Raw genomic sequence first — 20,246 nt, 5'->3', positions numbered from 1 at the left:
GATGAGGGCCGATGAACCGGGTACTTGACCCCAAGCTGCTCCCCGTGGTGGAGAAGGTCGAGCGGGGCGAGCGGCTGAGCTTCGAGGAGGGGATGCTGCTCTACCGCACCCCCGACCTCAACACCCTGATGCGGCTGGCCAACCTCGTGCGCGAGCGCAAGCACGGCGACAAGACCTTCTTCGTGCACTCCCTACGGCTGGAGTTCACCAACATCTGCTACGTCGGCTGCACCTTCTGCGCCTTCGCCGCGCGCAAGGGCGAGGCGCGCGCCTGGGACTACGACCCCGACGTCGTCGTGGAGAAGGTGCGCGAGAAGTGGGAGCCGGGCATCACCGAGCTGCACATGTCCAGCGGCCACCACCCCAACCGGCCCTGGAGCTACTACCCCGAGATGGTCGGCAAGCTGCGCGAGGCCTTCCCCACGCTGCAGGTCAAGGCCTTCACCGCCGCCGAGATCGAGCACCTGTCGAAGATCGCGAAGAAGCCCACCCTCGAGGTGCTGCGCGAGCTGAAGGGGGCCGGGCTGGCCGCGCTGCCGGGCGGGGGCGCCGAGATCTTCGCCGACCGGGTGCGCCGCCAGATCGCCAAGAACAAGGTCAAGGCCGAGAAGTGGCTACAGATCCACCGCGAGGCCCACGGCCTGGGCATCCGCACCAACGCCACCATGCTCTACGGGCACATCGAGACGCTCGAGGAGCGCCTCGACCACATGGACCGCCTGCGCCGCCTGCAGGACGAGACCGGCGGCTTCCACTCCTTCATCCCCCTGGCCTTCCAGCCCGACGCCAACGACCTCGCCCGGAGCCTGGGCAAGACCGAGTTCACCACCGGCCTCGATGACCTGCGCAACCTGGCCGTCGCCCGCGTCTACCTCGACAACTTCGACCACATCAAGGGCTACTGGGTGATGATCTCCTCCGACTTAGTGCAGGTCTCGCTCGACTGGGGCGTCTCCGACGTGGACGGCACCATCATCGAGGAGCACATCGCCCACGCCGCCGGGGCCACCAGCCCGCTGGGCCTGTCCAAGCAGAAGATGGTCGAGATGATCCAGAGCGCGGGCCGGGTGCCGGTCGAGCGCGACGCCTTCTACAACGTGGTCAAGGTGTGGAACCAGCTCCCGCTGGTGCCCGAGAAGGCCAAGGCCCTAGCCAAGGCCCGCGCCTGAGCCGCCCCCGGAGTTCCCATGCCCGACTACGTGCTCGGCGTGCCCCGCTACGCCAACACCGCCCCCCTGTACCACTTCCTGGAGCAAGGCGACGGGATCGCTTTCCGCTACGGCGTGCCCACCGAGCTCAACCGCTGGCTGCTCGAGGGCAGCGTGGACCTGAGCCTGGTCTCGAGCTACTTCTACCTCGCCAACGCCGACAAGCTCCGCCCCCTCCCCGACTTCTCGGTGGCCGACTTAGGGCCCGTCTACTCGGTCAACCTCTTCCACACCCGGCCCTGGAGGGAGCTGAGGTCGGTAGCACTCACCACCGAGAGCGCCACCAGCGTGCGGCTGCTGCGCTACCTGCTCGAGGCCGACGGCGTTGAGCCGGAGTACACCAGCGAACAGGGCGGCCTCGAGCTGCTGGAGCGCTACGACGGGGTGCTCCTCATCGGGGACCGGGCCATCGCCACCTACGCGGGGCTGCTCGAGCGCATCCCCGAGTCGGTGCACCAGATCCCCCGCGAGTTCAGCGGGCCGCAGGGAGGGCGGCTGTGGGTCAGCGACCTCTCGATGCGCTGGTACGAGCGCACCCGGCTGCCCTTCGTCTTCGCGGTGTGGGCCACCCGGCGCGACGAACCCCCGCCCCCCGAGGTCGTGCGGCGGCTGCGGGCGGCGCGCTCGCTGGGGCTGGGCAACCTGGCCGCCGTGGCCGGCACCGAGGCCGAGCGGTTGGGCGTGCCCGAGCGCCTGATGCAGCACTACCTCTGGAACTTCCGCTACCACCTCGAGGCCCCCGACCGGCTGGGCCTCGAGACCTTCGCCCGGGCGGTGGGCCTGCCCTACCCTGGCGACTACTGGGACGTGTAGCGTCCGGCCACCCGGGCCATCGCCATCAGCTTGAGCACCCCGGCGGCCACGAAGCCGGTGAAGCCGGGGTCGGTGGCGCGCTGGAGCACCGCCTCCCAGATGCCCTCGGGCTCGGGGGGCGGCACGGGGATGTCGTGGGGCCACACCGAGGTGTCGGCCTCGTGGCTGGCGGGGTCCTGCAGGTTCCACTGGGCGATCCAGCCGTCGAGGGCGTCGACGTAGTCGTTGAGCCCCTCGATGGGCCAGGTCAGGAGCGTCACGCGGATGTCGAACATGGCCTCGTCGTGGTCGGCGACGGTGGGAGGGTTCTGCAGGCGCTGTTGCACGAAGCCGGGCAGCTCCTGTAGCGCGGCTTCGTAAAACTCCTGCCACGACTGTTGCCAGAGGGTCTCGAGGCTCATCACCCTAGCATTTTGAACCCGCCCCGGCGTCCGGGGCGGGTATTTGATCACGCGAATTTGGTGCAAATGTCACAGGCTGCCGGATTAAACCTGCTCCGCGCCGTCAGCGGCCGGGCAGCGGGACGATCTGGGGGGCGACCTTGACCTCCAGCGTCCGGCCGGCGCGCCAGACCTTGAGGGTGATGGCCTCGCCCGCCTTCTTGCCGTTGAGCACCAGGCGCAGGTCGGCGATGTCGCCCAGGGTGCGGCCGTCGGCCTCGAGCAGCACGTCGCCGTCGACGCCGATCTCCTCGCCCTGGCCGGTGGGGGTCTGGACGAAGATCCTGCGCTGGGCGGCCCGCAGGCCCGCCTTGGCCGCCGGGCCGTTGGCCTCCACGCTCTGCACGATCAGGCCGTACTCGGGCAGGTTAAAGCGCTGCCGCAGGCTATCCGTCAGGGCTTGGGCGGGGAAGATGGTCACGCCCAGGCGGGGCCTCGAGGCGGCCAGGGCCTCGGCGTTGAGCGTCTTGCCGGCCTTGAGGTCGGGGAGGTACTGCTTGGCGACGTTGATCGGGATGGCGAAGCCCACCCCCGCCGACTGCGGCGTGCCGCCAACCAGCCCGGCGTTGGTGTAGATGGCGGTGTTGATCCCGATGACCTCGCCCTTGGAGTTAAGCAGCGGCCCGCCCGAGTTGCCGGGGTTGATGGCCGCGTCGGTCTGGATCACGTTGGGCACGAAGCCGTCGGCCCCGCCCACTGCGCCCGGGTTCTTGCGGATGGCCGAGACGATGCCCTCGGTGACGGTGAACTCCAGGCCGAAGGGGTTGCCCATGGCGATGGCCTTCTGCCCCACCTTGAGGCCCTCGGAGTCGCCCATCTTCATGGGCTTGAGCAGCGCGGCCGGGGCCTCGACCCGCACGAGCGCGATGTCGAGGGCGGGGGCGGTGCCGATCACCTTGGCCTTGTACTCCTTGGAGTCGTTGTGGAACTTGATGGTGATCTCGTTGGCCCCCTCGATGACGTGGTAATTGGTGAGGATGTGGCCCTCGGCGTCGATGACGAAGCCCGAGCCTACCCCGTCCTGCTGGCGGGGCTGGTCGAAGAAGGGGCGCAGGAAGTCGGGGACGTCCTGGTAGCTGGTGCGGGAGACGGTGCGCGTGGAGACAAAGACCACACCGTCCCCGGAGTTTTGCACCACCTGAACGGTGTTCTGCTCGTTCTGTAGGAAGCCTTGGGTCTCGTTGAGGGGCGCGACCTGGGCCTGCGGGGCGGCGGGGGCGGGGGTCTGGCTGCGGGTCATCCCCCACCACAGCACCCCCCCGGCGATCACGGAAAGTACGCCAAAGGTCGCGGCGGAAGTCTTCAGCGACATGCTCGTTCCTCCTGATCCTGAGAGTAGGCAGGCGGTGTGAAGATGAGATGAAGGCGCCGTGTAAGAAGGCACTGCCCCATCGCCTGAATCAAGGCTTATCCTAGCGCGGACCCGGCGCGCCAATTGAAAACCACCGCGTCATTGGGGCGGCCCGGCCGGGCGGCGGGCTCAGACGAAGACCACCGTCTTGTTGCCGTGGACGATGACGCGGTCCTCGAGGTGCCACTGCACCGCCCGGGCCAGCACGGTGCGCTCGAGGTCGCGGCCCAGCCGCACCAGCTCGGCCACGTCGTTGCGGTGGGAGACCCGCGCCACGTCCTGCTCGATGATGGGCCCCTCGTCGAGGGCCTCGGTGACGTAGTGCGCGGTGGCCCCGATCAGCTTCACCCCCCGCTCGTAGGCCTGCTTGTAGGGGTTGGCCCCGATGAAGGCGGGGAGGAAGGAGTGGTGGATGTTGATGATGCGGTTGGGGTAGCGCGCCACGAAGCCGGGCGAGAGGATCTGCATGTAGCGCGCCAGCACCACCAGGTCGCAGCCCTCCATCAGCCGCAGCATCTCGGCCTCGGCCTGCTCCTTGGTCTCCTTGCTGACGGGGACGTGGTGGTAGGGGATGCCGAAGCGCTCGACCTCGCCGCGCAGGTCGGGGTGGTTGGAGATGACCTGGGTGAGCTGGCAGGGCAGTTCGCCGTTGGAGTGCCGCCACAGCAGCTCGTTGAGCGCGTGGTCGTACCGCGAGACCAGCACCGCCACCTTCTTGAGGTCGGCGGCGTAGCTGATGCGCCAGTCCATCTCGAAACGCGCCGCCACCCGCTCGGCGAAGGTGCTCTCGAGCACGCTGCGCGGCACGTCGAGGTGGGGGGTCTGGAACTCCAGCCGCATGAAGAAGGTGCCCCCCTCGGGGTCGGTGGAGTGCTGGTCGAGGGCGGTGATGTTGGCCCCGTGGTTGAAGAGGAAATTGGAGACCGCCGCCACGATGCCGGGGCGGTCGGGGCAGGTGATGAGCAGCCTCGCGGTGGTGTCGCTCTGCATCCGGACTAGGCTAATGGCTGGGGGGCGGATGCTCAAGGGTGTCGATGGCCGGTAGCTGGGCGCGGGTCGGACGTCGTATGTCCTACGTCGTACGCCAAACGCAAGACGCAAGACGCCAGACGCCTTGTCACCCCCCTTGGCAAGGGGGGCTGGGGGGGATAAACCCACCCCGCGCGCGGGGTGGGGTAACCACGAGCCACAGGCCACGGGCCTTCGGCTGACGGCTGAGGGCTAATAGCTGACGGCTTACCGCTTCCCGTTCACCCGCTCTACCGCCCGCACCCCACGGCGGCCGAAGCGGCGGGCGAGCTCGAGTTCGCTCATCACCAGGGCGGTAGGGCGCCCGTGGGGGCAGGTCCAGGGCATCTCGCAGCGGGCCAGGGCGTCGAGGAGGGCCTGGGCCGGGGCCCCGGCCATGGGGTGACCGGCCTTGATCGCGGGGAGGCAGGCCAGGCGGGCGAGGACGGTGCGCCAGGCCTCGGTGAAGGAGTGGCCGGCGAGGGTGCCCTTGACCACCTCGACGACGAGGGCGGGGTGGGCGGTGAGGAAGGCGGGGATGCTGCGGATGCGGTAGCGGCCGGGGCCGAAGGGCTCGAGCACCAGCCCCGCCGCCTCGAGCTGCTCGGCCCGCTCCTGGTAGGCGATCTCCTCGCCCAGGCTGAGGTTGAGCAGCTCGGGGTGCTCGAGCTCGACGGGCGGCTCCTCGCGGTAGCGGCGCGAGAGCTCCTCGTAGAGGATGCGCTCGTGGGCGGCGTGCTGGTCCACGACGTAGAGCTCGTCGTCGGCCTCGGCGAGCAGGTAGAGCTCGCGGAAGGCCCCCACGAAGCGCAGGCGGGGGAAGCTGGCCCGCTGCACGGGGGCGGGGCCGGCCATGGGGGTGGGGTCGGGCAGGGCGCGGGCCAGCGGGTGGGCGCTGAGCAGGCCCTGCACCGCGCGGGCCACGAAGGCCAGGACCCCCTCGGGCTCGAGCAGGCGCACCCGCGACTTGTCGGGGGCGGTGTTGACCAGCACGGCCTCGGGGGGGAGCTCGAGGTTGAGCACCCCGACCGGGTACTGGCCGCTGGGCAGCAGCTCCTTGTAGGCCGAGAGCACCGTCTGCAGCAGGGCCTCGGGCCACTCCACCGGGCGGCCGTTGACCGCCAGCAGCAGCCGGTCGCGGCGCGGGCGCGAGAGCTCGGGGCGCGAGAGCAGGCCGGTGAGCCGGAAGGGGGCCTCCGCGAAGTCGAGCTCGAGCAGCCGGTTGGCCACCACCGAGCCCCACACCAGCCGCGCGGCCTCGGGGAAGCTGCCCCCGGCGTGGGCCAACTTCTCCTCGCCGTCGGCCAGCAGGCGCAGGGCGAGCGCGGGGCGGTGCAGCAGGTAGCGCGCGAGCAGCCCCGCCACCTTGCGGGCCTCGCTGGCGGGGGCCTCGAGGCTCCTGCGCCGCGCCGGGAGGTGCTCGAACAAGCCGCTCACCTCGACCCGGGTTCCGGGCGGGGCCGGGTGCTCGGCGAGGCTGGTCTCGTCCAGGAAAGCACTGAGGGTGGCCCCGCCGAGCTGGGCGGGCGGCCTCGAGGTGAGCCTGAGCCGCGCGGCCTGCCGGATGGCCCACAGGCCCTCGCCGCGAAAGCCCAGCGTGGCGATGCGGCCGAGGTCGGTGAGCTTGCTGGTGGCGTGGGCCTCGACGGCCAGCGGCAGCTCCTCGCGGGGGATGCCCTGGCCGTTGTCGGTGACGCAGATGCGCTCGAGACCGCCGCCCACGAGCTCCACCTGCACGCGGGTGGCCCCGGCGTCGAGGGCGTTCTCGAGCAGCTCCCGCACCACGTCCACCGGCCCCGAGACCACCTCGCCCGCGGCGATCTCGCGCACCAGGGCCTCCGGCAGGCGCCGGATCACGGCTCCCCCCCGCCGACGGGTTCAGGCCAGCTCATTGGGCACCGCCGTCTTGTGCACCTTGTCGCGCCAGCGCTGGACCAACAGCAGCGCCTCCAGCGGGGTGAGGCGGGTGGGGTCGAGGGAGAGCAGCTCGTCGAGCACCTCCTGGCCCACGTCGCCCACCTGGGCCTCGAGCCCCGCCAGCAGGGTCGCGGCCCGGCCCAGCACCTCCCGCGGCACCCCCGCCAGCTTGGCGACCTCCAGGCCGTAGCTCCTCGAGGCCGGCCCCGGCAGCACCTGGTGGTAGAACACCAGCCCAGCGGCCTCCTCCCGTGCGGCGACGTGGAAGTTGCGGGCCCCGCTCAGGCGCTCGGGCAGGGCGGTGAGCTCGAAGTAGTGGGTGGCGAAGAGGGTGTAGGAGCGCACCTTGTCGTGCAGGTGCTCGGCGGCAGCCCAGGCCAGCGAGAGCCCGTCGTAGGTGCTGGTGCCGCGCCCGATCTCGTCGAGCAGCACCAGGCTGCGGCCGGTGGCCCCCTGAAGGATCTGGGCGAGCTCCTCCATCTCGACCATGAAGGTGCTGCGGCCCCCGGCGATGTCGTCGGAGGCCCCGATGCGGGTGTAGATGCGGTCGAACAGCGGCAGCAGCGCCTCCTCGGCGGGCACGAAGGAGCCGATCTGGGCCAGCAGGGCGATGAGCGCGGTCTGGCGCAGGTAGGTGGACTTGCCGGCCATGTTGGGGCCGGTGAGGATCAAGAGGCGCTCGCCGGGGGAGAGCTCGAGGTCGTTGGGGATGAACTCGCCGCCCCGCTCGACCACCGGGTGCCGCCCGGCGCGGATGTAGAGCCGCCCCTCGGCGCTGAAGCGGGGCCGCACGTAGCCGTACTGGGCAGCGGCCTCGGCCAGCGCGGCGTACACGTCGAGCTCGGCCAGCACCGCCGCGGCCTCGCGCACCAAAGGCGCGGCCTGCCCCACCGACTCGCGCAGCTCGAGGAAGGCCGCGTACTCGCGCTTGCGGGCCTCCGACTCGGCCAGCAGGATCTCGCGCTCCTTCTCGCGCAGGTCGGGGCGGGTGTAGCGCTGGCGGTCCTTGAGGGTGGCGATGGCCCGCCAGTCGGAGGGCACCTGGGCGTAGTAGGGCCGGGTGACCTCGAGGTAGTAGCCGATCACCTGGTTGTAGCCCACCTTCAAGGGGATGCCGCTGCGCTCGCGCTCGGCGGCCTCGAGGCCCGCCAGCCAGGCCCGTCCGGCCTCGGCCCGCTGGCGCAGGGCGTCGAGCTCGGCGTCGAAGCCGTCGCGGATCAGCCCGCCCTCGGTGATCTTCAGCGGCACCTCCTCCACCAGCGCGGTGTGGATGCGCTCGGCCACCTCGGCCAGGTCGGGCAGGCGCTCGGCGGTGCCCAGCAGGGCGCTCGAGCCCCGCAACAGCCCCACCAGCTCGGGCAAGAGCTCGAGGCTGCGCGCCAGCGCCGAGAGGTCGCGGGCGTTGGCCCGCCCCGCCGCCAGCCGGCCCGCCAGGCGCTCGAGGTCGTGGATGCGGTAGAGGATCTTGCGCACCGCCTCGCGCAGCACCCCGTCGCGCACCAGCGCCTCCACCGCGTCCAGCCGGGCCTGGATGGGGCCCTCCTCCACCAGCGGGTGGCGCAGCCAGGCCCGCAGCAGCCTCCGCCCCGGCGCGGTGCGGGTCAGGCCCAGCACCCCCATCAGGGTGCGCTCCTCGCTGCTCTCCCCCACCGGGCTGGGGTCGTAAACCTCGAGCGTGCGCAGCGTGGCCTCGCTGAGCTGCATGAAGGCGCTGGGGTCGTAGCGCAGGAAGCCCTGCACCTGCGGCAGCGCCCCGCCCTGGGTGGACTGGGCGTAGCCCAGCACCGCCCCCGCCGCCCGCAGCAGCGCGGGGTGCTCCAGCCCCCCCGGCACCGCCCCGAACTGCGCCCGCAGGGCCTGCAGGCCCGCCTCCTCCTCGAAGCGCCCCGCCGAGAGCATCACCGGGAAGCGGCGCTGGAACTCCTCGAGGAAGCTTGGGTTGTGGCAAAGCTCGGGCGCCAGCAGCACCTCGGCCGGGCGGTAGCGGAAGAGCTCGTCGTAGACGCTGCTCTTGCCGTAGAACACCGCACCGCGGAATTCCCCGGTGGACACGTCGAGCAATGCCAGCCCGTAGCCGTCGCCCGTGGCGAGCGCGGCCAGGTAGTTGGCCTCGGGCCGCAGCAGGGTCTCTTGCGTCAGCGTGCCGGGGGTGAGGAGCTGGGTCACCTCGCGCCGCACCAGCTTCTCGGCGTCCTCAGCCAGCTCCATCTGGTCGGCCACGGCGATGCGGAAGCCCAGCTTGAGCAGGCGCTCGAGGTAGGTGTCCACCGAGCGGATGGGGATGCCCGCCATCGGCGTGGTGAAGTCCTTGCTGGTCTTGCGGGTGAGCGCAATGCCCACCGCCCGCGCCAGCCGCTCGGCGTCCTCGCCGAAGGTCTCGTAGAAGTCGCCGACCTGAAACAAGAGCAGGTACTCCGGGTAGGCGTCCCGGAGTTCGACGTACTGCTGGAGCAAAGGCGGCAAGGGGCCCGAACCCTGGCCCTTGAGGGTCATGGGCTTATGCTATCAGCAGAACGCCGGGCGTCAACCGGCGGGGGCTTCAGGCCCGTTCCTGGGCCAAGCGCTCCACCTCAGGTTTTTGAATGGTCAGTCCCATAGCCCTGAATAGCGTTGAGAGCTGCACTTCGTAAGGTTTAGTGAATTACCGGGCCACCTCCCAGGCCAGGTGCTCGAGCTCGGGCTTGATCAGCTTGGTCCAGGCCACCTGCACCGCGTTGGGCGAGCCTGGCGTGGAGATCACCACCCGCCGGTGATAAACCCCCGCGGTGGCCCGGCTCAGCATGGCCGCCGCCCCCACCTCGGCGTAGGAGAGCATGCGGAAGAGCTCTCCAAAACCCGGCATGGGCTTTTCGATCTTGCGGACCAGCACGTCGTAGGTGGTGTCGCGGGGGGCGATGCCGGTACCGCCGTTGAAGAGGATGATCTGCGCCCCGCTCCTCACCATCTCCTCGAGCGCCTCCGCTACTTGCAGGGGCTCGTCCTGAATGATGCGGTAACCGACGACCTTATGCCCCATGCCGGTGATCTCGGGCTCGAGGTAGTGATAGTTGGTGTCGGTCTCCGGGGTACGAGTATCGGAAACCGTGACGATAGCGACGGAAACCGGGCCTTTGGAGTGGGCAATGGCTTTGTGTTGTTCGGTGCTTTCCGAAGGCATATGGTCCATTTTAGTCGATGGCCGATAGCCAAAGGCTCGTAGCTCGTGGCCCGTGGTGAAAGAAACCCTCCCCGCGTGCGGGGAGGGGGTATCCCCCCAGCCCCCCTTGCTAAGGGGGGTGAACAAAGGGCGTTTGGCTATGGGCTATCAGCTATCGGCTATCGACCCTCGACTATCGACCATCGACCTAATGACGCACCCCACCCTCCCCATGCACGTGCCCGTGCTCGAGCTCTTCCGGCTCGGCCTCGCGCACCGCGTGGATGGTGATGCTGTACTCGAGGGTCTTCCCCGCCCACTTGGGGTTGGCGTCGAGGATCACGAGGTCGCCGTTGACGGCGGTAACGCGGTAGGAGACCGGGTTTCCGGCCTCGTCCTCGGCGTAGAGCAGGGCGCCGGGCTCGAGGTCGAAGTCGGCGGGGAGCTCGGCGCGGCGCACCTCGAGGCACTTCGAGGCGTCGTACTCGCCGTAGCCCTGGGCGGGGGGCACGCTCACGACGAAGCTGCCCACCTCCCGGCCCAGCAGGGCGGCCTCGAGGCCCGCCGGGAGGCCGTGGGCGTGGCCGAAGAGGACGGTCTGGGTCTCGCCCTCGTGGGTGCGGTCGGCGATTTCCCCGTCCACGCGGAGGACGTATTCGAACTTGACCACGGTCTTATCGGCTACCTTCATGGACACCTCGCTGTTGAGAATACATTATCATCTAATCCAGGAGCCGGTGGCCCCGAAAGGTAATCTACTCGAGGGTCGCTGCCGGAGCGAACGCTAAGCTCTGGGAGAGGGCAGATATGGTCAAGTTCAAAACCCGTGTTCCGGTCACCGTCATCGGCGGCTTCCTCGGCGCCGGCAAGACCACGCTGGTCAACCACCTCGTCAACTCCGGGGCGCGGCGCTTCGGGGTGATCGTCAACGAGTTCGGCGAGACCGGCGTGGACGGGGCGCTCATCGAGAACGTGGACTCCGACGGCATCGCCGAGCTCTCCAACGGCTGCTTGTGCTGCGTGGGGCGCGACGACCTGATGAGCTCGCTGTTCAAGATCGCGGCCAAGTCCACCCCGCCCGAGCACATCCTCATCGAGCTCTCCGGCCTCGCCGACCCCGTCCCGGTGGCCCAGACCGTCCTCGACCCCTTCGCCCGCGCCAAGTTCGAGCTCGACGGCATCGTGGGGGTGGCCGACGCGCGCAACCTCGAGCGCACCCTGCGCGACGGCCCCGAGGGCGCCATCCAGCTCGCCTACGCCAACACCGTGATCCTCAACAAGACCGACCTCGCCACGCCGGAGCAGCTCGAGGAAGCCCGAAAGGTCATCGCCCAGATCAACCCGCTGGCCGAGGTGCGCGAAACCGCCCACGCCCGCGTGGAGCCCGACGGCCTGCTCGCGCTCAAGGCCTTCGACCCTGAGTGGAAGCCCAGGGGCTACCAGCACCTCCACACCCCCGACGTCGCCACCTTCACCCTGACCAACGCCAAGCCCCTCAAGCGCGAGCGGGTCAACGAGTTCATCGAGAACTACATCATCTCCCGCCCCGACCGCCTCTACCGGGCCAAGGGCTTTTTGAGCGTGCAGGGCTTCGAGGAGGAGGTGCTGTTCCAGGCGGTGCGCGAGATCTTCGGCATGGAGCTCACCGGCAAGCCCCGCAGCGGCAAGTCGAGCCTGGTGGTGATCGGGCGGGGGCTCAACGAGGCGGAGTACCGCGAGGCTTTCGCGCGGTTGAGCTAGGGGGTGGTCGATGGTCGATAGCTGATAGCTGATAGCTGATAACCGATAGCTGATAGCTGATAACCGATAGCCAAACGCCCTTTGTTTACCCCCCTTAGCAAGGGGGGCTGGGGGGATAAACCCTCCCCGCATGCGGGGAGGGTTTCTTTCACCACGAGCCACACGCCCCCTACACCCTTCCCCGCGCGATAGAATCCAATTCCAAATGGACCTCGAGGCCGCTCTTCCCTACCCTGAACTGGCCCGGGCGCTGGAGGCGGTGCTGCTCGAGCGCAGGGCCGGGCGGGCGCTTGCGCCCGAGCGGTTGGTCATGCCCCTGCCTGAGGGCGGCACCCTGCTGCTGATGCCGGCCAGCGACCCGGAGATCGCCGTGACCAAGCTGGTCACGGTGCACCCGCGGCAGCGGCCCAGCGTGCGGGCCGAGCTGGTGGTGATGGACGCCCGCACCGGGGAGCGCCTGGCGCAGCTCGACGGGTCGGTGGTGACCGCGCGGCGCACGGCCGCGCTCTCGCTGCTGGCCGCGCAGAAGCTGGCGCCCCGGCCGCCCGAGCCGGAGGACGTCCTGCTGGTGGTCGGGGCCGGGGTGCAGGGGCGCAGCCACCTCGAGGCCTTCCGCGCCGGCCTGGGCTTGCGGAGGGTGCAGGTCGCCTCGCGCTCGGAAGCCTCGGCGCTGCGCCTGCTCGAGCACGCCCGGGGCCTGGGCATGGAAGCCGCCCTCGCCCCGGACGTGGCCCGGGCGGCCCCCCAGGCCGCGTTCATCGTCACCGCCACCACCAGCCGCACCCCGGTGCTGGGCGAGGGCGTGCGGGAGGACGCCTTCATCGCCGCGGTGGGGGCCTACCGCCCCGACATGGCCGAGGTCGCGCCCGGGCTGGTGCGGCGCTGCCGGGTCTTCGTGGACACCCTCGAGGGCGCCCGGGCCGAGGCCGGGGACCTGATCCAGGCCGGGGTGGACTGGGAGGAGGTGACGCCGCTCGAGGAGGCCCTGGAACGGGGCCGCCCCCAGGGGCCGGTGCTGTTCAAGAGCGTGGGGCACGCCCTGTGGGACCTGGCCGCGGCACGGCTGGCCGTCCAGGGCAGGGGGTAGGGGGCCGGGCCGCCCTCCCCCGCGCCCTGGCTCAGTTGACGAGCTTGAAGCCCAGTTTGGGCGGGTCGGTGGGGTAAAGGGGCTCGAGGGCCACCACCGCGACCTTGGCGCCGCCGCGCTTGCTGGCTAGCGAGGCGCTGAAGGCGGCGAGTTCGCCCACGTCGAAGGCCCCCAGCGCCAGCTTCTCGGGGATCCAGCCGGCGTTGGCGAGGCGTTCCTCCGCGTCCTGGCGGATGAGCTCGAGGCGCCGCTGCACGTCTTCGGGGCGGGTGGGCAGCACCAGCACCCCCGTTGCCAGCACGTCGCCCTTGGCGAAGAGCTGCTCGCGGGCGCGGTAGTCCAGCCGGATCTGGAGCTTGCTGCTGTCGGGGTTGACGCCCACCGGGCGGGCGAGCAGTAAGCCCAGGCGCGGGTTCGGCCCCAGGTTGAGCTCCTGCACCACCTCGGCGCCGCGCAGCCCCAGCAGGCGCGCGCGCAGGTCCACCCGGCGCCGGATCTCGTCGAGGGCCTGCTGTTCCTTGCCCGGGACCAGGAGTTGCTCGGCCAGGAGCACCTGCTCGAGCAACTTCTCCAGGCCCCCCTGCAGGATGCGGCTGCTGTTGCGCAGCTTCACGTTCTCCTGCTCGACCTGGGCAAAGCGGGCCCGGGCGGCGCTGAGCTCCTTCTGGGCCGCGGCCAGGCTCGCCTGCAGGCGGTCGCGCTCTTCCATCAGGTCCTTGAGCGCGCCCTGGGCCTCCTGGCGCTGGGCGTTGAGCAGGGCGATATCGCCCTCCAGGCGCTTCTTCTCCTCAGAGAGCTGGCGGGTGCTCTGCTCGAGGGTCGCCAGGCGGGCCTGGGCCTCCTTGGCCGCCTTCTGCAGGCCGCTGAGCCGCTTCTGGGCCTGCTCGACCTGGGCCCGCAGGCGGCGCTGGGTTTCCTGCAGGGCCGTGCGGTCTTCCTCGAGGCGGGCGAGTTGGTCCTGCTGGCCCGCGAGCAGGCGCTGCTGCTCACGGACGGCCTGCAGGAGCTGTTCACGGGTGGCGAGCAACTGGGTCTTCTCCCGCTGGGCGCGCTCGAACTCCCCCTGCACCTGGCGCAGGCGCCCTCTGGTCTGGTCGAGCTGCTGCTGGGAGGCCTCGAGCTCCTTGCGGGAGGCCTCGAGCAGCTTCTGCTGGTTGTCGAGGGTCTCGCGCAACTGGTTGACGTCGCGGCGCAGGTCGTTGGCCTCACCCTGGATCTTGCTGGCTTGCTCGGTGGCGCGCTGGCGCTCCTCGTCGAGGCGCTGCAGGTCCTGCGCGTAGCGCTGCACCTCCTGGCGCAGCAGATTTCGCTCCTGGCGCACGGTCTCGGCCTGCCAAATGGTCTCGCGCGCGTCGCGGGCCAGCAGGAAAAAGGCCGCGAAGGCGCTCAGCGAGATGAGCACCCCCGTGCCCACCGCGATCACCGTGCCGGTGGTGCGGGGTCGCATCCCCCAAAGCCGCCAGTGCCGCTTGCCCACCCGCTTGGCGATGACGTCGCCCAGGTAGGCCACCACGCCCGACACCAGCACCAGCAGGATCAGCATCGACGCCAGCGTCATGGCTCCCCCTCAGGCGCCCAGGGCTGAAGGCACCGGGCCCCTCGCACCCGGCGGACGGTGCCCGGCCCACAAGGTTCTCATAGCTCGTACTCGTCGCCCAGGTAATGCATGCGCACGCCCGAATCGCGGGCGAAGTCCTCGGGAGAGCCGTGGAAGGTCACCTGGCCGTCGTACATCAGGTAGACCCGGTCGGTGATGGCGAGCGTCTCGCGCACCGAGTGGTCGGTGATGAAGATGCCCACCCCGCGCCGCTCGCGCAGCTCGGAGATGAGCTTCTGGATGTCGTGGACGTTCTTGGGGTCCACGCCGGTGAAGGGCTCGTCGAGCAGGATGAAGTCGGGGTTGGTGCACAGGGCGCGGGCGATCTCGAGCCGCCGCCGCTGCCCGCCCGAGAGCTTGTAGGCGTACTGGTCCTTGAGCGCGGTGATGCCGAGCTCGTCGAGCAGCGCCATGGCGCGGTCCATGCGCTCGGCCTTGGAGAGGGGCTGGAACTCGAGCACCGCCAGCAGGTTCTCCAGCGCCGTCATGCGGCGGAAAGCCGAGGGCTCCTGCGGCAAATAGCCCAGGCCCATGCGGGCCCGCTTGTACATGGGCAGCCGGGTGATGTCCTCCCCGCGCAGGCGAATAGTGCCGCCGTTAGGCCGAATAAAGCCCACCATCATGTAAAAGGTGGTGGTTTTGCCCGCGCCGTTGGGCCCGAAGAGCGCCACGATCTCCCCGCGCGCGAGCTGCATGTCTACCCCCCGCACCACCTCCCGGCGCCCGTAGCGCTTGACCAGGCCCTGGGCCACCAGTTGCCCGGACTGGGTGGGCTTGGGGGTGTTAATAACCGCCGTTTCCATTGGTTAAAGCCTATCACTCCGGCTTAGCACACAGTGAGAGGTATGGCGCAGATGCGTGTTGATCGGGGGCCGATAGCCCAATGCCGGGCGTAGGACGTGCGTCGTACGTCCTACGCCGTACGCAAGACGCAAGACGCCCATTCTTCACCCCCCTTAGCAAGGGGGGCTGGGGGGATAAACCCTCCCCGCCGGCGGGGAGGGAAGGGGTGGGGCTTACCACAAGCCACGGGTCACGAGCCACGGGCCTCCCGCTGAAGGCTGAGGGCTGATCGCTGACGGCTGACCGCTTACACCCCCTCACCCCTTCAACGTTATGATCTCCCCGTGTCCAACCCCATCCGAGCCATCTGCTTCGACTTCGACGGGACCTTAGCCCAATTCGAGGGGGACTTCGCGCAGCTCACCGCGTTCTGCTGCGACCGGCTGGGCATCGACCCCGGCGACCGGGCGTTTCTGGCGACCTATGAGCGCGAGATCCGGGCGGAGGGGCACGTCACCTTCGCCCTGGCGCTGCGGCGGGCCCTCGAGGCCCACGGCTACCCCGTGCCGGCCGGCCTCGAGGCCTTCGCCGCCGAGGTCACCGCGCGCTACGCGGCGGAGGTGCGGCTGCTGCCGGGGGTTCGGGAAGTGCTGGCCTACTTCGCCCACCTGCCCAAGGCCGTCATCACCAACGGCCCCGCCGACATGCAGTGGGCCGCCCTCCGCAACGTGGGCCTCGAGCGCGAGTTCCAGGCCGTCGTGGTCTCCGGCGACCCCGACGTGGCGGTGCGCAAGCCCAACCCCCGCATCTTCCACCTCGCCTGCGAGCGGCTGGGCGTGCCCCCGCACGAAACCCTGATGATCGGCGACCACCTCGAGGCCGACGTACAAGGAGCCATCGCCGCCGGGCTCCAGGGCCTGTACCGCCCGAATTCGGCCTAAGGTCTAGGGCGTGGGAGAGCCACCAGCGGTGGAGAGCAAGTGGGTTTAGCAGGACGAGGGCGGGGGCGTGTGGCGTTTGAGGTCGAGGGTAAGGCGTTGGGCGTCTGGCGTTCGACGTACCGCGTAATACCGGATTCAAAAAGATAATCATCCGATCCGAAGAGCCCCGGGGGCTATCTTTTCGGACCCCAGGGCACACCCCTCCCTGACGGCCGGCGAAGCAAGCGTCTCCCTCCCGAGGGGCGGTATCGCCCTCCGCTACGCGGATAACTTCGGTCGGCCGCCCCGCCAAGGCGGGGCGGCGCCGCCATCCGGCGCCGAACTAACCGAATCTGGTATAAGACGTACGGCGCACGACGGCCGCCAGGCCATCGACGGTTAACTATTGACCAAACGGCGGTACACCTCGAGCGTCGCCCGGGCGGTCTGTTCCCAGGTGAATATCTTGGCGCGCTCGAGGCCTTTGCGCCGCAACTCCTCGCGCAGGGCCGCGTCATGCCAGAGGGTTCGCAGCCCGTCGCGGATGCTTTCGGTGGAGGCGGGGTCCACCAGCAGCGCCGCGTCGCCCGCCACCTCGGGGAGGCAGCTGGCGTTGGAGGTGAGCACCGGGGTGCCGTGGGCCATGGCCTCGACGGCGGGGATGCCGAAGCCCTCGTAGAGCGAGGGGAAGGCCAGGGCCCGGGCCCCGTAGTACAGCGCGTGCAGGTCGTCGTCGGAAACATAGCCGGGGACGAGGACGTTGGTGAGGTCGTGCTGGAAGACCTCGTGCGACTTCCACTGCCGGGCCCCCACGATCACCAGCCGGGCCTCGGGGATCTCCTGGCGCAGCAGGCGGAAGGCCTGCACCAGGCGCGGCAGGTTTTTGCGGGCCACGAGGTTGCCCACGTAGAGGAAGTAGGGGGGTTCGATGCCCAGCCGCTCGAGCACCCCCCTCACCTCGGCCTCGCCCATGGGGGGCGGGGGGTTGACGCCGTTGTAGGTCACGTGCAGCTTGGCCCTGGGGATCCCGGCCAGGCGCTCGAGGTCGGCCGCCGCGTGGTGGCTCACGGTGAGCACCGCGTCGGCGCTGAAGCGGGTCCAGGGGACGAGGGTGCGGAAGACCAGGCGCGTGGCCAGGGGCTGCAGGTCGGGGGTGGCCAGGGGCACCGCGTCGTGGACGGTGACGACCCGCCGGTAGCCCGGGAAGGGCACGAGGAAGGGCGCGATGCCGCAGGGGTCGTGCAGGACGTCGAGGCCCAGCCGCCGTGCCGCCTGGTGCAGCATCAGGTTGCCCAGGGTCGCCGCGAGGGGCACCCTCGCCAGGATGGGCAGCGGGTAGGTCTCGAACTCGCGGTACCAGCCCAGCTCGGAGCGGGGGTAGGGATTGAGCAGCACGACCTCGAGGCCCGGCTCGAGCCTCCTCAGGGCACGGGTGAGCTCGACCGCGTAGCGGCCGATCCCGCTCAGCGAGCGGTCCATGCCGTAGGTGAAGAAGCCGACCCGCACCGCCCCTACCCGCGCAGCTTGCCGTTGGCGACGCGCTCGAGGTCCTTCTCGACCATCATGTGCACCAGGCTCGCCAGGTCCACCCTGGGCTCCCAGCCCAGCTTGGCCCGGGCCTTGGCGGGGTCGCCCAGCAGCAGGTCGACCTCGGCGGGGCGGTGGAACTCGGGGTTGACGCGCACGATGACCCGGCCGTCCTGGTCGCGGCCCACCTCCTCGAGCCCCTCGCCCTCCCAGGTGATGCGGAAGCCGGCGGCCTCGGCGGCGTGCTCGACGAAGGTGCGCACCCGGGTGGTGACCCCCGTCGCCAGCACGTAGTCGTCGGCCTCGGGCTGCTGCAGCATGCGCCACATGCCCTCGACGTAGTCCCCGGCGAAGCCCCAGTCGCGCTGGGCGTCGAGGTTGCCCAGCTCGAGCACCTCCTGCCGGCCGTACTTGATGCGCGCCAGCGAGCTGGTGATCTTGCGGGTCACGAACTCCTGCCCGCGCAGGGGGCTCTCGTGGTTGAAGAGGATGCCGCTGGAGGCGTGCATCCCGTAGGACTCGCGGTAGTTGACGGTGATCCAGTGCCCGTAGAGCTTGGCCACCCCGTAGGGGCTGCGCGGGTAGAAGGGGGTCCGCTCGGTCTGGGGCGTCTCCTGCACCTTGCCGAACATCTCGGAGGTGGAGGCCTGGTAGAAGCGGATCCCGGGGTCGACCTCGCGGATGGACTCGAGGATGCGGCCCACCCCCAGCGCGTCGACGTCGGCGGTGTAGAGCGGCTGCTCGAAGGACAGCGCCACGAAGCTCTGGGCCGCCAGGTTGTACAGCTCGTCGGGCCGCACCTTCTCCAGGGTGCGGCGGATGTTGGAGTACTCCAGCAGGTCGAAGGCCACCAGCCTCACGTCCCCGGCGACGCCCAGCTCCTCCAGCCGCCACAGGTTGACGCTGGCGCTGCGGCGGTAGGTGCCGTACACCTCGTAGCCCTTCTCCAGCAACAGCCTCGACAAATACGCCCCGTCCTGCCCGGTAATCCCAGTGATCAACGCTCGCTTCGCCATCTAGACGTCCTCCGAAGTTTCATACCGGCCCAGGGCCTAAGCCCCGACCTGCCGGCCAACAAACTATACCTGTCGTTACCTAGCGGTTACATCAGGGCTGGGTCACCCAGCCCTCGCCGCGCCCCTGCCCCAGCAGCACCTCCCACGTCCTGCGGGCGGTGGCCTCCCAGGTGAAGCGGGCCGCCTGGGCGTAGCCCTTCTCGCGCAGGTGCTCCGCCAGCCCGGGCTCCTCGAGCACCCGCCGCACCGCGGCCGCGATGGCCTCGGGGTCGCGGGGGTCGACCAGCAGGGCGGCCTCCCCCGCCGCCTCCGGCAGCGAAGAGCAGTCCGAGGTTACCACGGGGGCCCCCGAGGCCATGGCCTCGAGCACCGGCAGCCCGAAGCCCTCCTCGAGCGAGGGGAACACGAAGGCGGCCGCGTTGCCGTAGAGGCTGGGCAGGTCCTCGGCGGCGACGTAGCCGACGTGCTTGACCCGCTCGCCCAGCCCCAGCCCCTGGCGCTCGCGCACCAGCCACTCCAGGTGCTCGGGGGCCCAGGGGCCGAAGAAGTGCAGCTCGAGGCCGGGGTGGTGCGGCGCGAGGCGGGCGAAGGCCTGCAGCAGCCCGGCCTGGTTCTTGTTGGCGTTGAAGGCCCCGCCGTGCAGCAGGTAGCGCCTGCCCCCCGCGTAGCGGCCCCGCCCCACGCTGGGCCGGAAGCGCTCGTGGTTGACCGCCAGCGGCGCGACCGTGACGCGCTCGGCGGGGATGCCCAGGATCTGCACCGCGTCCTGCTTGGCGCTCGAGCTGATCGCCACGAGGTGGTCGGCCCGCTTGAGGCGGCGGGCGTAGGTGCGCCAGCGCGCGGCGCTGAAGGGGTCGCCCAGGTCGCCGAGCTTGAAGGGCGTGAGGTCGTAGAGGGTGGCGACGGTGCGCCCGAAGGGGTTGAGCACCAGCCCGTTGAAGTCGGGGGCGAAGAAGACCCCGGGCCGCGCGCGCAGCAGGGCGTAGCGCAGGAAGAACTCGTTGTACAGCCAGTACACCTGGGCCGGCTTGTGGGGCCTGGGCGCAGTGAAAACACGCTCCTTGGGCAGGAAATCGGGGAGGGCGGCCTCCTCGCCGCCCCAGCTCGAGGCCACGTACACGGGCTTCATCCCCAGGGCTTCGCTGGCCCGCAGCACTTCGCGCAGGTAGTTGCCCACCCCACGCACCCGGTGTTCCGATTGCAGCGGCGTCGCGTCAACCAATACCATCGTCTTCTCCCATGCTTACCAGTACGCCCGCCAGCGCGCAGGCCAGCAGGGCGTTTGCCCACACGTACGTCAGGTTGGCGTCGCTCAGCCCGTGCAGCAAGAGCGCCAGGAGGCCAGTCTTGAGTCCCCAGGCCGCCTTGTCCCGCGCGGGCGTGAGCAAAACCCCTCCCCACAGGCCCGCGAAGGCCAGCAGGGCGGGCACCCCCGCCTCGGCCGCGACCTGGGCGAAGTCGTTGTGGGCGTAATTCACCCGCTTGTGCAGGATCTCGGTGGGCACGTCGGTGATGCGGGCGGGGCGGTAGGCGGTGAAGGCCTGCGGGTACTGCCCGGGCCCCACGCCGAGCCACGGGTGGCGCCGGACGATCTCGAGCGAGGCCCCATTCATCATCGCCCTCGAGCCCAGGCTGTCGGCCACGAACGCCCCCGCGCGCTCGAGCAGCGGGCTGGGCTGGGGCCGCGGCCCCAGCCCCACCGC

Annotated in this window: 18 protein-coding genes; 5 read left to right on the top strand and 13 right to left on the bottom strand. The window is 70.2% G+C overall.

Annotated features, from left to right (window positions below; genetic code table 11):
• Nucleotides 1-11: 11 nt before the first annotated feature.
• Entirely contained in the window at nucleotides 12-1,169 is a 1,158-nt protein-coding gene (gene mqnE / locus MEICH_RS0117495; protein ID WP_027893663.1) for an aminofutalosine synthase MqnE, read from the top strand.
• An 18-nt stretch (nucleotides 1,170-1,187) separates the two neighbouring features.
• Complete coding sequence (locus tag MEICH_RS0117490) at nucleotides 1,188-2,021, top strand: menaquinone biosynthetic enzyme MqnA/MqnD family protein (protein WP_027893662.1); 834 nt, start codon at nucleotides 1,188-1,190, stop codon at nucleotides 2,019-2,021.
• On the opposite strand, the gene MEICH_RS0117485 is transcribed toward MEICH_RS0117490, so the two are convergent.
• The 7 genes from MEICH_RS0117485 to MEICH_RS0117455 all read right to left on the bottom strand — a co-directional run bounded on the left by MEICH_RS0117485 (nucleotide 2,006) and on the right by MEICH_RS0117455 (nucleotide 10,564).
• Nucleotides 2,006-2,422 (bottom strand): hypothetical protein, encoded by a 417-nt coding sequence (locus MEICH_RS0117485; RefSeq protein WP_027893661.1) that lies wholly within the window; start codon nucleotides 2,420-2,422, stop codon nucleotides 2,006-2,008. The genes MEICH_RS0117490 and MEICH_RS0117485 overlap by 16 nt on opposite strands.
• Nucleotides 2,423-2,525: 103 nt before the next feature.
• The gene (locus MEICH_RS0117480; RefSeq protein WP_027893660.1) at nucleotides 2,526-3,773 is read right to left on the bottom strand and encodes a S1C family serine protease; all 1,248 of its coding nucleotides are present in this window, start codon (nucleotides 3,771-3,773) and stop codon (nucleotides 2,526-2,528) included.
• Nucleotides 3,774-3,941: 168 nt separating this feature from the next.
• A complete protein-coding gene (gene purU / locus MEICH_RS0117475) occupies nucleotides 3,942-4,802 on the bottom strand; it encodes a formyltetrahydrofolate deformylase (RefSeq protein WP_027893659.1) in 861 nt (286 codons plus the stop codon).
• A gap of 246 nt (nucleotides 4,803-5,048) precedes the next feature.
• Complete coding sequence (gene mutL / locus MEICH_RS0117470) at nucleotides 5,049-6,677, bottom strand: DNA mismatch repair endonuclease MutL (RefSeq protein ID WP_027893658.1); 1,629 nt, start codon at nucleotides 6,675-6,677, stop codon at nucleotides 5,049-5,051.
• 21 nt (nucleotides 6,678-6,698) lie between these two features.
• The gene (gene mutS / locus MEICH_RS0117465) at nucleotides 6,699-9,230 is read right to left on the bottom strand and encodes a DNA mismatch repair protein MutS (protein WP_027893657.1); all 2,532 of its coding nucleotides are present in this window, start codon (nucleotides 9,228-9,230) and stop codon (nucleotides 6,699-6,701) included.
• A gap of 148 nt (nucleotides 9,231-9,378) precedes the next feature.
• Nucleotides 9,379-9,894 (bottom strand): MogA/MoaB family molybdenum cofactor biosynthesis protein, encoded by a 516-nt coding sequence (locus MEICH_RS0117460; protein ID WP_027893656.1) that lies wholly within the window; start codon nucleotides 9,892-9,894, stop codon nucleotides 9,379-9,381.
• Nucleotides 9,895-10,081: 187 nt separating this feature from the next.
• A complete protein-coding gene (locus MEICH_RS0117455) occupies nucleotides 10,082-10,564 on the bottom strand; it encodes an FKBP-type peptidyl-prolyl cis-trans isomerase (protein ID WP_027893655.1) in 483 nt (160 codons plus the stop codon).
• Nucleotides 10,565-10,680: 116 nt separating this feature from the next.
• On the opposite strand from MEICH_RS0117455, the gene MEICH_RS0117450 reads away from it, so the two are divergent.
• Together MEICH_RS0117450 and MEICH_RS0117445 are read left to right on the top strand one after the other, a co-directional pair.
• On the top strand, nucleotides 10,681-11,613 hold the full coding sequence (locus MEICH_RS0117450; RefSeq protein ID WP_027893654.1) for a CobW family GTP-binding protein: 933 nt from the start codon (nucleotides 10,681-10,683) through the stop codon (nucleotides 11,611-11,613).
• A gap of 205 nt (nucleotides 11,614-11,818) precedes the next feature.
• On the top strand, nucleotides 11,819-12,700 hold the full coding sequence (locus MEICH_RS0117445) for a delta(1)-pyrroline-2-carboxylate reductase family protein (protein WP_027893653.1): 882 nt from the start codon (nucleotides 11,819-11,821) through the stop codon (nucleotides 12,698-12,700).
• Between the two features lie 31 nt (nucleotides 12,701-12,731).
• Here the strand turns inward: MEICH_RS0117445 and MEICH_RS0117440 are convergent, their stop codons facing one another.
• Both MEICH_RS0117440 and lptB read right to left on the bottom strand, forming a co-directional pair.
• A complete protein-coding gene (locus tag MEICH_RS0117440; RefSeq protein ID WP_027893652.1) occupies nucleotides 12,732-14,258 on the bottom strand; it encodes a DUF3084 domain-containing protein in 1,527 nt (508 codons plus the stop codon).
• 77 nt (nucleotides 14,259-14,335) lie between these two features.
• A complete protein-coding gene (gene lptB / locus MEICH_RS0117435) occupies nucleotides 14,336-15,100 on the bottom strand; it encodes an LPS export ABC transporter ATP-binding protein (RefSeq protein ID WP_051304317.1) in 765 nt (254 codons plus the stop codon).
• A 324-nt stretch (nucleotides 15,101-15,424) separates the two neighbouring features.
• Between lptB and MEICH_RS27375 the strand changes: the two genes are divergently transcribed.
• Complete coding sequence (locus MEICH_RS27375; protein WP_051304316.1) at nucleotides 15,425-16,021, top strand: HAD family hydrolase; 597 nt, start codon at nucleotides 15,425-15,427, stop codon at nucleotides 16,019-16,021.
• Nucleotides 16,022-16,399: 378 nt separating this feature from the next.
• Here MEICH_RS27375 and MEICH_RS0117425 read toward each other — a convergent pair whose 3' ends face one another.
• The 4 genes from MEICH_RS0117425 to MEICH_RS0117410 all read right to left on the bottom strand — a co-directional run.
• Nucleotides 16,400-17,506: a glycosyltransferase family 4 protein gene (locus tag MEICH_RS0117425; protein ID WP_027893650.1), complete on the bottom strand. Its 1,107-nt coding sequence runs from the start codon at nucleotides 17,504-17,506 to the stop codon at nucleotides 16,400-16,402.
• A gap of 5 nt (nucleotides 17,507-17,511) precedes the next feature.
• Nucleotides 17,512-18,528: a GDP-mannose 4,6-dehydratase gene (gene gmd, locus MEICH_RS0117420; protein WP_245587705.1), complete on the bottom strand. Its 1,017-nt coding sequence runs from the start codon at nucleotides 18,526-18,528 to the stop codon at nucleotides 17,512-17,514.
• A 106-nt stretch (nucleotides 18,529-18,634) separates the two neighbouring features.
• On the bottom strand, nucleotides 18,635-19,771 hold the full coding sequence (locus tag MEICH_RS25830) for a glycosyltransferase family 4 protein (RefSeq protein ID WP_036219662.1): 1,137 nt from the start codon (nucleotides 19,769-19,771) through the stop codon (nucleotides 18,635-18,637).
• On the bottom strand, nucleotides 19,758-20,246 hold a 489-nt coding region (locus tag MEICH_RS0117410), incomplete at its 5' end, for an O-antigen ligase family protein (protein ID WP_027893648.1). The genes MEICH_RS0117410 and MEICH_RS25830, both read right to left, overlap by 14 nt.

This window comes from Calidithermus chliarophilus DSM 9957, assembly GCF_000430045.1.
Classification (GTDB): domain Bacteria; phylum Deinococcota; class Deinococci; order Deinococcales; family Thermaceae; genus Calidithermus; species Calidithermus chliarophilus.
The sequence above is the reverse complement of the archived record's forward strand: the minus strand, read 5'-3'. Positions and strand labels throughout refer to the sequence as shown.